The sequence below is a fragment of the Frankia alni ACN14a genome (assembly GCF_000058485.1).
In the GTDB taxonomy this organism is placed as follows: Bacteria; Actinomycetota; Actinomycetes; order Frankiales; family Frankiaceae; genus Frankia; species Frankia alni.
In genome coordinates, this window is sequence record NC_008278.1 from 4,749,322 (window position 1) to 4,761,599 (window position 12,278).

The 12,278-nt window shown below is 73.8% G+C and carries 6 protein-coding genes; 1 reads left to right on the top strand and 5 read right to left on the bottom strand.

The window, feature by feature from the left end; all coding sequences use genetic code 11:
* Positions 1-34: 34 nt before the first annotated feature.
* The 3 genes from FRAAL_RS19130 to FRAAL_RS19140 form a co-directional block, all read right to left on the bottom strand.
* Entirely contained in the window at positions 35-1,675 is a 1,641-nt protein-coding gene (locus tag FRAAL_RS19130) for an FAD-dependent oxidoreductase (RefSeq protein WP_011605496.1), read from the bottom strand.
* 485 nt (positions 1,676-2,160) lie between these two features.
* Positions 2,161-3,498, bottom strand: coding sequence for an ATP-dependent 6-phosphofructokinase (locus tag FRAAL_RS19135; protein WP_041939492.1), 1,338 nt, complete (start codon positions 3,496-3,498; stop codon positions 2,161-2,163).
* Between the two features lie 1,393 nt (positions 3,499-4,891).
* The gene (locus tag FRAAL_RS19140; RefSeq protein ID WP_157734299.1) at positions 4,892-5,080 is read right to left on the bottom strand and encodes a hypothetical protein; all 189 of its coding nucleotides are present in this window, start codon (positions 5,078-5,080) and stop codon (positions 4,892-4,894) included.
* A gap of 481 nt (positions 5,081-5,561) precedes the next feature.
* Between FRAAL_RS19140 and FRAAL_RS19145 the strand changes: the two genes are divergently transcribed.
* The gene (locus FRAAL_RS19145) at positions 5,562-10,118 is read left to right on the top strand and encodes a PDDEXK-like endonuclease domain-containing protein (protein ID WP_157892147.1); all 4,557 of its coding nucleotides are present in this window, start codon (positions 5,562-5,564) and stop codon (positions 10,116-10,118) included.
* A gap of 25 nt (positions 10,119-10,143) precedes the next feature.
* On the opposite strand, the gene FRAAL_RS19150 is transcribed toward FRAAL_RS19145, so the two are convergent.
* Positions 10,144-11,541 carry an enoyl-CoA hydratase/isomerase family protein gene (locus FRAAL_RS19150; RefSeq protein ID WP_011605501.1) on the bottom strand — a complete coding sequence of 466 codons (1,398 nt, stop codon included), beginning with the start codon at positions 11,539-11,541 and terminating at the stop codon, positions 10,144-10,146.
* Between the two features lie 162 nt (positions 11,542-11,703).
* Positions 11,704-12,195: a flavin reductase family protein gene (locus FRAAL_RS19155; protein ID WP_011605502.1), complete on the bottom strand. Its 492-nt coding sequence runs from the start codon at positions 12,193-12,195 to the stop codon at positions 11,704-11,706.
* Between the last annotated feature and the right edge of the window lie 83 nt (positions 12,196-12,278).

A 12,278-nucleotide genomic window follows, 5' to 3' on the forward strand; every position in this document is an offset into this window, starting at 1 on the left:
CCCGCGGTGCGGACCCGGCCCCATGCCGATCTGGTCAGGCCACGCCGACGGGGGCGCGGCTGTGGGCGACCTGCTCGCCGGCCACGTAGGCCATGGTCATGCCCGTCCACAGCGTGGTGCCGCCGCCGGGGTAGCCCCAGCCGAGCGGGCTCGCCGCGGCGTTGCCCGCCGCGTACAGGCCCTCGATGACCCCGCCGCGCGCGCGGCGGACCTGGCCGTTGACGTCCGTGCGCAGGCCGCCGTTGGTGCCCAGCGTTCCCGGGTAGATGCGCACGGCGTAGTACGGGGCGCGGTCGACGGGACGGATCTTGGAGCCGGTCATGCCGCGCGGCCGGTCGAAGCGCGGGTCGACGCCGTCGGCCGCGTACTTGTTGAACTCGGCGACGGTCTCGGTGAGGTGGTCGGCGTCGATGCCCAGCTTCTCGCCGAGTTCGGCGATGGTCTCGCCGGTGACGACCCAGTCGGGGATGGGGTCGCCGGGCTTGAACGACAGGATCTGCTTGCGCGAGCGGACACCCTCGTCGAAGACCATCCACGCGATCTCGTTCGGGAAGTCGATGGTCGTCGCGTCGAACTCGCCGAAGGCGTGGGCGAAGTCGTGGTACGGCTGGGCCTCGTTGACGAACCGGTCGCCGTGCGAGTTGACGATGATGGTGCCGCCGGCCGCCCGGGCGTCGTCGAAGGTCGGCAGCGGGACGCCAAGCGTGAGGTCGGTCGGGTCCATCATCGCGCCGGAACCCCAGAACGAGTGCATGTTGCCGAGCAGCGCCCCGGCCTCCATGCCCATGATCTGCCCGTCACCGGTCGCGTGCTGGGGGCTGATCGGGTAGAGCTCGAAGCCGATGAACGCGGACACGAGCTCGCGGTTCCACTCGAACCCGCCGCTGGCGAGCACGACGCCGCGCCTGGTCTCGATGGTGGAGGTCGTGCCGTCCGCGGCGGTGACCCGGATCCCGCGCACGACGCCGTCCTCGCCGAGGAGCTGCTCGGCGCGGGTCTGCATGCGCACCTCGACGCCGCGATCGAGGACCCCGCGCAGCAGGCCCGCGACGATGGCGCTGCCCTTCGTGCGGACGTCCTCGCGGTTGCGCCGCTCCAGCTCCTCCGGGGTGCGCTCGCGCTGCCCGATGTCCTCGGCGAGCATGTTGCGGGCCACCTGACCACGCACGGCCACCTTGGTCTGGATGCGGGCGGCCCAGTCCGGGAGCAGCTCACCCACGGGGAAGGGCAGCGGCTCACACGAGCGCCCGCCGTACTTCTTCCCCGGGATGTCGTAGGCGGCGTAGTAGTCGGGGTACTTCGCCATGGTCGTCATCTTCAGCGGGGTGTGCGTCTCGATGTACTCGAGCATCTCCGCGCCCCGGTCCACGCACAGCTCGAGCAGCTCGGGGTCGGCCACCCGGCCGGAGAGGCGGCGGATGTAGGCGAGCGCCTCCTCCCGGGTGTCGGAGATGTCGAACTCGGCCTGGTGGGAGTTCAGCGGCACCCACACGATCCCCGCCGAGACCGACGTGCTGCCCCCGACGACGCCGGTCTTCTCCAGCACCAGCACGCGCGCCCCGGCGTCGGCGGCGCGGACCGCCGCGGTGAGCCCGGCGGCGCCGGTGCCCACCACGACGACATCGGTGGTCTCGTCCCAGGAGGTGGGGGTCGTGTCCATGTAGCTCCTCGTCATCGCGGCTCTGCGTCAGCGTCCTCGTGCGGCGGCGGCGCCGTCGCCGCCCCGTGGCACGCGGATCGTCAGAGGCCCACGAAGGTCCTCGGAGGCACGCAGCCCGGGGCCGGCCGGCGGGGTACGCCCCCGTCGGGGAGAGGAATAGAGCATCCTGAACATAACCGCGCTGTCAGAAGCGGGCAACCCGCGACGACCCAGGCACGTCCGGTCTGCGTGCCGCTGGCGTCGAGTGCCCAGGTGATCAGCGGAGGGCGCGACTCCCCGTGCGTGGCTCGAATGTCAGAAACAGATGACCGGCCTGGCCCGGGCCGGTTCAGGTGGAGCCGGCGGGACGGGAGTTCCACGCCTCACCCGCGAGCGCGACCGCGGCCCGTGGAAGGCGGCGCGCTCATCGCTGCGACGGCCCCCCGGCCACGCAGCAGCCCTGCCCTTCCAGAGGGTTTCATGTCCGATTCGTCCCTCTGGACAGGCAAGGACGTCGGAGGCTACTCGAAGTGGGGGGGCTGGCCGGTGGCTTCGAGGACGGACATCCACAGGTCGCCGGCGGGGTCGACCTGGTTACGCTGGCTGACGGCGAGGGCGATCGGAATGTGGATGAAGCGGCGGCGCCAGCGGCCGACGACCATCTCGGTGCGCCCGGACATCGCGGCGTGCACGGCGGCATGAGCGAGCCGGATCGTGTAGACGTTGTCGTACGGGTTGGCCGGGACGCTGCGGATCAGGTAGCTGGGGTCGATGTACTTCAGGTTCAGCTCGACGCCCTCGTTGGCGAAGTGTTCGGTGATCCGGCGGGAGAGCACCGGACCGACGTCGTGCAGCTTGCGGTTGCCCGACGCGTCGGAGCCCTCGGGCTGGTCGGTGATGAGCTCCTGGCCGGCGCCCTCCGCGACGACGACGACCGCGTGCCCGCGCTCGACCACGCGGCGGCGCAGGTAGTTCAGCAGGCCGCCCTCGCCCTCCAGCTTGAACGGCAGCTCCGGGATGAGCACGACGTCGGCGTTGCTCTTCGCCAGGGTCGCGTAACAGGCGATGAAGCCGGAATGCCGGCCCATCAGGCGGACCACGCCCATGCCACCGGGAGCGGACGTCGCCTCGGCATGCGCAACACGGATCGACTCGGCCGCCTTGCCGAAGGCGGTCTGAAAGCCAAAGCTCTGATCGATGTAGGGGATATCGTTGTCGATCGTCTTCGGGATGCCGACGACGGCGATCTTCTCGCCGCGTTCGGTGGCCACACGGGAGATTTCCTTGGCGCCCCGCAGGGTGCCGTCCCCGCCGATGACGAACAGAATGTTGATGTTCATGCGGGAGAGACAGTCGACGATCTCGCCGGGGTCCTGCTGGCCGCGGGAGCTGCCGAGAATCGTCCCGCCGTCGTCGTCGATGTTCGCGACGCTCTCCGGGGTCAGATCGACGACGTCGTGGCCGTAGCGGGCGATGAAGCCCTGGTATCCGTTGCGGAATCCGAAGATCCGCCGGACGCGGTAGTGCGAGGTCAGCTCCAGCACCAGCCCGCGGATGACGTTGTTCAGCCCGGGGCACAGACCGCCGCAGGTGACGATGCCGACCCGGGTCTTGGACGGGTCGAAGTAGATCTTCCGGCGCGGGCCGGCCGGCTCGAACCCCGGTAGCTCGGCGAGGTCGACCTCCCGGGCGGCGATCATCGACGTGGTGTCGTCGTAGAGGACCTTGTCCGCCTCGTCGATGTAATGCTGTGTCGTCGGCCGTTCCCCCAACAGGGGCATAAGAGGAGAATCTATCCGGCAGGCCCCCAGGGTCTTCACCGACAGATCGGCATTATCCACAAGCAGTGGCGCACCCACCGTTGCCCGGCCCTCACGTCTCACTCGGCGCTTCGTCTCTTGGCGACTTCGCTCCATACATACCCCGGGCGGCCCGGCGACGGACGCCGCCGATCAACCCAGTTCTGCCAGACCGAGACTACCGGGCCAAACCAGCCGTCACGGGGGCATCGCCGGGTCAACCCGGCCACCAGCGGACCGAAACATGCGCTTCATCGCCCGGAAACCGGCGAAACGCCCGCCGAACCCACCCCGTACTTGTCCCCGGCGGACACCTCTGTGCCCGCCTGCGAGCCGGCCGCCCGAGCCGGCGCCGACGGCCGTCCCCCACGGGTGCGAGGGCCGTCCGAGTGGCCGGACCTGCGCGAACCCGGCCCGGCCCCGCGCGCAGGTCGGAGCGCGATCGCCCTGCTCGCGGTGCCCGCCGGGCAGTCGGAGCCGGCGCCACCAGCATCGGCGCAGAACAGCTCGGGCCCGCCTGTCACCCCGTCCGCGGGCCGTCCCGTCTGCCGACTGGCCCGTTCTCCGACCGCCCCGTCGGTGGACCTTCCTGCCCTGCCACCGTTTCGTCCGTCCGATCGGGCCGTACCCGGAATGCCGTGTCTCGAGACCATTCGCTGCAATAGTTGTCTGATTCGCGGTCCGCCGGGCGTCACCGAGGCATGTCAGGAAGATGACGGCGACGACCCGTGGCGATCCGGCTGGCATCTGCCGGACACGGGCGTTCTCCTCGGCCGGCCGCGCCCCCCGTTCCACCGAGCCGCCCGGATCACACCCCACGGTGTCGTCGCCTCACCACCCGTCCGGGCAGCGTCGTCGCCGGACATCAGCACGACAGTCGGACCTCAGAGCGAGGGTCGGACGGCAGAGCGACGTCGCCGAGGAACGGGGTGGTCCCGCTCGGCGACGGGACGTCGGACCCCTCCGCGGGGGTCGATCGGACCGGTGTGGCGGCGGCCTTTCGGCGCCCTGGATGCGGTCCGGTCGCCCCTGCCCCACCGCCGGCCGATCCGGGAAGCTCAAACCACGCTCACGCCGACCACGGGGGCGCCACAGGCTGACACCGGACTCGGGATCGTCGCACCACCGTCGGTCCGCCACGGACCAGCGGTCAAGGATGCGGCGTCACCCGACGCAGACGGCTGCGACCCGCGGAGGGATCGGGTCGGAGCCAACCAGGCACGGCGCGGCGGCCACCGACGCGATGGCGAGCGTGTCGGTGGGGACCGACCGCCGCGCCGTGCCCGGACCTCATCTCGCGAAGAGCGGCGGGCAGGGAACTACTCCGCCTTTCCACCGCCCTCGGCGCCGCCTCCTCCCACGCCGCGACATGTAGTGGATCATGGTGTTCCGCGGAACCAGCACGACCTCGATCCCAACAATCCTGGCGTGTCCAAGGCCCGCAGCCGGGCCCTCAGCCCGGTCCATCGAGACGCCACAGACGCAGGCCGCCCTGGCCAAACGTCCACACACTGCGCACCCCGGACTCGCCGAGCCAGCCGCAGGCATCGACCCGCCCCTGGACTCGCAGGGCGGCGACCCACTCGGCCGAGCGCAGATCGAACACCCGCACCACGTTCGCCCCGTCCACGGACGCGAGCATCGTCTGATCACCACTGACCGCGAACGCCGTCACCCCGCCCGCATGCCCGTCGAACGACCCCGTCCGCGCCCCGCTCCGCAGATCCCAGACCGTGATGGACGCCAGCGGGCTCTCGTCGCCGGGCTCGCGATCCCCGATGGTGAGCAGTCCCAGAATCGGACCTCCCCGATCGCGCTCCCCAGAAATCCGAGCCCGGACGCGTGGTGCAGTGTTCCGCGGAAAACCTGGATCATTGAGGCCGGGACCGACGTGCTCGTCCAGGACGACCGTCTCACCGGGAGTCGGCCCGCTCGGCGAAACACGAGGTCGGCCTGGGAATCGCAGCGGTACGGCGGGAGGTGATGCCGCCTCGGCGATCGGGAAACCGGCGGTGTTGTCGGACGCAGGCCGTAGTGTCGCCTCAGGCGGAGGCACAGACCTACAGCCGGCCCGTGGCCGCCGCGCCCTGACCCCGCTTGTCCGCCCGAGGAGCCGATGTCCGTTGTCCGCCCGTGACCAGGTGCGCAGCCGGTCGCTTCGGCTGTTGGACTATCTTGCCGCGCTCGCCGCCGAACGGCGTGGCGCCCCCCGCCGCCAGCTCGCCGACTACTCCCCCGCCCCGATCGGCCCGGCCGCCGTGCCCACGCACGCGGACGTCCGCCTCGGCCCGACGGCCCGGCGCGACTCCTGGCTGGACATCGACCGGACGGCGCCGCCCCGGCCACCGGCCTGGCCACGCGCGCTCGACGCCATCCTCACGTCCACCGGGGTGAATCCGGACGCGCCACCCACGCTCCCCTCCCCCGCTCCCCCCGCCAGGCCCAGCAGGCCCGACGGCACCGGCCCGAACGTCGCGACCGGCGTCGATACAGGCGCCGGTGTCCCGGTGCAGGCGGCGGTGCTCGCGGAGCCGGCCACGCGGCACGGCGATGCCGCGGCCTCGCTGACGGATCCGACGCCCGAATCTGAGCCGCCCGATCCGCGGGCCGCGTTGCTGGACGCCTGGGTGCGTGACGTCTGGCGGCCCTGGGCGCCGGGGGCGCGGGCGGCGCGGGATGCCCGCGCGCTCTACCAGCGCCTGTTCGACCTGCGGCTGGCCCTGCAGCGCGACGACGCCACCACCGAGCTCGTGTGGGGGCACGGCGTGCTGTGCTGGCGGGTCGGCGACGCCGTGATCAGCCATCCGCTGCTCGTCACGCGGATGGTGGCGACGCTCGATCCCGACTCCGGCGTCATCCGCCTGCATCCCGACGGGCCGACGAGCCTGGAGACCGAGCCGCTGCACGGCCTCGGGCTGCCCGGCCTCGACGAACTCTCCGCCCTGCGCGACCGGCTGCGCGGCGCGCCGGTGGATCCATGGGACGCCCCCGGCCGCGCGGAGGTGTTCCGCCAGATCATCGCGCCGCTCGGGCTGGACGCCCGCCTCGTCGAGGGGCCGGTCCTGCCGTCGCCCGGTGCGGCGCCCGTCCTCGTCGACACCTGGGTGCTGTACGCGCGGCCGCGGCCCGCCCTGCAGGCGCAGTTCTACGGTGACCTGCGCACCGCCCTCACCGAACGCGACGTCATTCCCGAGGCGATCGCGGCGGTCGTCGCCGAGGAGGCGCTCGTCGCCGAGGCCCTCGGCGGCGACGGCGCTGGCGCTGGTGACGGGCCACCGTCCGGCCCGGGTCGCTGGGACCGCGGCGGTCCGGGCGCGGCGCCGGGCCTCGGTGTCGACGCCTCCGGTGGCCTGGGCGAGCGGCTGCTCATGCCGCTGACGGCCAACGCCGACCAGGAACGGATCGCCCGCCAGCTCGCGGTTTCCCGCGGCGTGACCGTGCAGGGCCCGCCGGGCACCGGCAAGAGCCACACCATCGCGAACCTGATCTGCCATCTCGTCGCGCACGGGCAGCGCGTGCTCGTCACCGCGCAGGACGAGCAGGCCCTCGGCGTCCTGCGCGCCAAGATTCCGCCGGAGCTGCGCGACCTGAGCGTCGCCGTGCTGGGGTCAAGCCGCGCCGACCTCGACGAGCTGCGTGCCGCCGTGGTGGAGATCTCCGGGGCGCTCAGCGACGTCGACCCCGCGCGGGAGACCGCGGCCGTCAAGGCGCTCGCCGAGGAGCTCGACGCGGCCCGCGCCCACGCCCGCACTCTCGAACTGCGCATGATCGACCTGCTGGCGGCCCAGGCCCGCGAGTTCGAGCTGCCGCACGGGCGGGAACGGGCCCCCGCGGTGGCGGCGTGGCTCGCCGAGCGGGACGGCGAACTGTCGTTCATCCCCGACCGGCTCGACCCGACCCGGGCGCTGCCGCTGGACCCGGCGGAGCTCGCGCTGCTCTACCGCACGGCGCGCGAGATCGGCCCCGCCGACGCCCGCGCGCTCGCCCAGGAGCAGCCCGACGCCGCCGCGCTGCCGGACGCGGTCGCCCTGGCGCGGCTGTATGCCGAACTCGACGAGGTCCGCGACGGCCTCGCCGACCTGGAGCTGGCGGGCCTGTCGGTCACCGCACTCGACGCCCTCGGCGACGCCGGGGCGCAGGCGCTGGTGGACGACGCCCGCGATGGCGCCGAGCGGGCGCGGCGGCTTTCGGCCGGCTGGCTCACCGCCGCGCGGGCGCAGTGCGCCGACTCCGACGCGCAGGCCGAGTTCTGGGCCGCGCAGGCCGCGGAGCTGGCGGCCGAGGTCACGCGGCTGCGCGGGCTCACCGCGCGGACCTTCGGCCGCCCGGTCGAGGTGCCCGACGGCGACCCGCGGGTGCACCTGCGCCTGCTCGGGGAGCTGCGCGAGCGTTACGCCGCCGGGCGCGGGGTGCCGCGGCTCGGCGGGCGGGAGCTGCGGGAGCTGCGCGACGCGGTCCGCGTCGACGGGCTCGTCCCGCACACCGCGGACGACGTGGCCGTCGCCGAAGCCGAGGTGCGCCGCCGTCAGGCGCTGGCCGCCACGGTGTCCCGCCAGGGCGCGATCGCCGCCGCCCTCGGCGGCGAACCCGTGCAGGCCGGTGCACTCGACGTCCTGACCCGGCTGGACGCAGTTGCCCGAGACCTCGCCGACGCCGTCGACTGGGAACGGCGGGGTCGCCCGGAGCTCGCCGCACGGCTGCGCGCCGTGGCCCCCGGCGCCGGTGACGGCAGTGATCCGGCCGCGCTGTCCCGGCTGGCCGACCTGCTCGCCGCCGCGGCCGGCCGCCGCCGCGAACAGGAGGTCACCGCGCGGCTCGCGGCGCTCGCACGGACCCTCGACGACGGTGGCCGCAGCCCACGGGCCGGCCGGCTGTGGGGCGAGCTGCAGCAGGCGCTGACCCGCCGCGACCTCGCCGCCTGGGATGCGCTGCTCGGCGAGGCCACCCGGCTGGCCGCGCTGCGTCCCGACGCGGCCGCGCGCACGCGCCTGGCGGAGCGGTTGCGTGCGGTCGCGCCGCTGTGGACCGACGCCATCCTCGACCGCCCCGGCGACGCGGCCGCCGCGGCCGGTGGTGACCCGGCGCGGGCCGCGGCGGCGTGGCGCTGGCGGCAGGCCCAGACCTGGCTCGACGACCTGCATGCCGACGGCGATCTCGCGCTGCTCGGCCGCCAGCTCGGCGACGCCTCCGAGCAGGCCCGCCGGCTCGTGCTCGACACCGCCCGCCGGGCCGCCCGCCTCGGGCTCGCGACCCGGCTCGGGGATCCGCAGCGCCGCGCGCTCACCGGCTGGGTGCAGGCCCTCGACCGGCTGGGGAAGGGCACCGGGAAGTACGCCCCGCACTGGCGGGCGCAGGCCCGCGCCCACATGCGCGCCGCGATGGGCGCCGTACCCGTGTGGATCATGCCGACGTATCGGGTGATGGAGAGCTTCGACCCGGGATCCGACGACCTCTTCGACGTCGTCATCGTCGACGAGTCCAGCCAGTGCGACATCCTCTCCCTCGGCGTGCTCAGCCTGGGCCGGCGCGCCGTGGTCGTCGGCGACGACGCCCAGACGAGCCCGGAGGCCGTCGGCATCGACCGGGCCCGGGTCGGGGCGCTGATCGACGCCCACCTGCCCGACGTGGCCCAGCGGTCCCTGCTCGACGTGGAGGCGAGCCTCTACGACACCGCCGCCCGGGTGTTCCCGCGGACCGTGGTGCTCAAGGAGCACTTCCGCTGCCTGCCCGACATCATCGGATTCTCCAACCGCTTCTACGACCATCAGATCCTGCCGCTGCGGGAGGATCCGGAGCTCGCGATCGGCGCCGCGCTGCGCCCCGTGCGCGTCACCGACGGCGCCCGGACGCAGACCCGCTTCGGCGACGCCAACCCGGCGGAGGCACAGGCGATCGTCGAGCAGGTCCTCGCCTGCTGCGCCGACCCCGCCTACGACGGGATGACGATGGGCGTGGTCACCCTGCTCGGCGCCGGGCAGCCTCGGCTCATCGAACACGCCCTGGTCGAGCGGCTCGGCGAGCGGGAGTTCTCCCGGCGGGCGCTGCGCGTCGGCGACCCGTACCAGTTCCAGGGCGACGAGCGCGACGTCGTGTTCGTCTCCGTCGTCGCCGATGACAACCGTTCCGCGGCCACTCGCCGCCGTGACCTGCAGCGCGTCAACGTCGCCGCGAGCCGCGCCCGCAACCAGATGTGGGTGTTCCACACCGTCGACCCGGCGACGCTGCGCGAGGACGACATCCGCCGCCAGCTCATCGAATACACCTACGCCGGCGCGACGCCGCAGGCCACCGGCCGCCTCGTCGACCGCTGCGAGAGCGAGTTCGAACGCGCCGTCCTGCGCGAGATCCTCGGCCGCGGCTACCGGGTCCGCCCCCAGCACCCCGTCGGCCGCTACCGCATCGACCTCGTCGTCGAAGGAGCACCCCGTCCGCCGGCACCCGACGGCACGGGCGCCGGGCGCGTCCGCGGCCCCCGGCTCGCCGTCGAATGCGACGGCGACCGGTTCCACGGCCCCGACCAGTGGGAGGCGGACCTGCGCCGCCAGCGAATCCTGGAGCGGCTCGGCTGGACGTTCATCCGCATCCGCGGCTCCGAGTTCTACCGCCATCCCACCCGCACGCTCGACGGCCTGTGGCGCCGGCTCGCCGAGCTCGACATCCACCCGGATGTGGGCGACTGAACGTCACCGCCCGGTCACCACTCGGTCAGCGGTCCGCGCCGGGCATGCCCGCCCGCGGGGCGATCTCGTCGACGAGCCCCCAGGCCAACGCCTGCTCGGCGTCGATGGGATGCCCGCGCAGGATCAGGTAGGCGGCCCGCTGCGGGCCGATCCGCCGCGGGATGCTCGCCGTTCCCCCGGCACCGGGGACGAGCCCCATCGCCACCTCGGGCAGCCGGAACGTGGCGTCAGGGGTGGCGACGACCCGGCCGCAGAACGCGGGCAGTTCCGCCCCCGCGCCGATGCAGAGCCCGTGGACGTAGGCGGTCACCGGCAGCCCGGTGGCCAGCAGCCCCAGCGGGATGCTGCGGGTGGTGCGCACGGCGTGCGCGCCGACCGGATCGAGCATCGTGCCGAACTCCGTCAGGTCGCCGCCGCTGGAGAACGACGGCCCCGTACCGGCCAGCCGGATCTCGGCGAGCTCGCTGTCGGCGGCGGCCAGCCCGAAGGCGGCGACCAACCCGTCACGCAGGCTGATGCTCACGGCGTTGTGCACCCGCGGCCGGTTGAGGATGACCGTGAGCACCGCACCGTCCCGCTCGACCAACACGGCTGGTGCCGCCGTCGACCCCGGTGCCGCCGAGGCCGCCGGTGTCCCCGGAGTGCCGGGAGTGCCCGGAGTGCCCAGAGTTCCGGGAGTTCCGGGAGTTCCGGGAGTTCCCGGTGTCGCGGTCCCGGCGGTCGCCGTCGGGGTCGGGTCCGTCGTCACGTCGGCCGCGGGCGCACTGTCGGCGGGCGGGACCGCGGCGGCGGAGGCCGCGGCGGCCGGGTCCAACCCCGGCCGGGCCGCCGCGCGCGCACTCTGCCGGGCCCGTCGCCGGGCCAGCCAGCCGGCGAACTCCGGGCCGGCCTGCAACGCCGAGTAGGCGAACGACTCGGCGACGACCGCGTCGCGCACGTCGATACCGGTGCTCAGGCGCAGCAACTGCACCAGCGCGACGGCGGCGTAGGGGTTCGCCGCGGTCGCGGCGGCCAGCGCGTCCACCGCGGCGTCGATCCCGTCCGGCGCGGTCACCCACGGTCGCGGCGCACCCGGCTCGTCGGTGAGCAGGATGTCGAAGCCGCAGGTGGCGATGCCGTCGGGCACCCACCGCAGATCCTCGGCCACGGCGACGCAGACGCAGGGCAGCCGGCGGCCGAGTGCGCCGACCCTGATCGCCGCGGGGGAGGCGGCGTCGACGATCAGGATGGGCCGGCCCCCGAGCGGGCTGAAGGCCTCCGGATCGGACTGCAGGTCCGCGAGCACTGCCTCGGGGTCGGTGACCCGCCGCCCACCCACGCCGTCCAGACCGTCGAGCAGGTCTGGCCCCACCGGGCTGGGGCTGACGACAAGTGGGTCGGCGTCGACCGGTTGCGCGGCCGGCCCGGGCACAGGAGTGTTCACGGACGATGACGCTAGTGCCCCGGCGCCGCGGATTCGCGCAGTCCACCTCGCCGGACCGCCGGCGGCGGGGCACCGCTACGGCGTGACCGCAGCCGGAGCCCGCACTCGCCTCGGGCGAGGCCGTCGGGTGAAGCCGTCGGGTGAAGCCGTCGGGTGACGCCGTCAGGCGGGATGGCCCGGCTGCATGTCCCGGACCTGTTGGAAGCCGAGCTGGGTGAACGGCCTGCCGGCCGCACCGTCGACCGGTTCGAGAACGAACGCCGTGTGGTCACCGACGCCGACCCGGGTGTGCACGGGGCCGGCGAACCACGCGCGCGGCTGCATGAGGACGGGCAGTCCGAACGGGCCCTGTCGCCAGGCGCAGCGCGCGAACTTGTCGATCTCGTCCCCGGTCTGTTCGCCGAACAGCGTCGCGAGCCCCTCGTCGGCCTCGTCGAGGAGGTGGACGGCGAGGTGACTGGCCGCCAGGGCGATCCGGTGGGTGTGGTTGGCCTGCGAGATGCACAGCAGGTACCGCGCCGGCTCGATGCTGCACTGGGTGTGGAAGCCGACGAGGCAGCCGCTGCGCTCCCCGTCCGGCGCCGCCGCGGTCACGATCACCATCGGGTAGCTGATCGCACTCACGGCCTCGTGAAACACGCTGGGCTCGGTCATCGACTGTCACGCTCCTCCCATCGGGCGGCCTGGTCAACGCCCACGCGGACTACCCGACCTTGCCCCGCCCGGACCACCGGCGA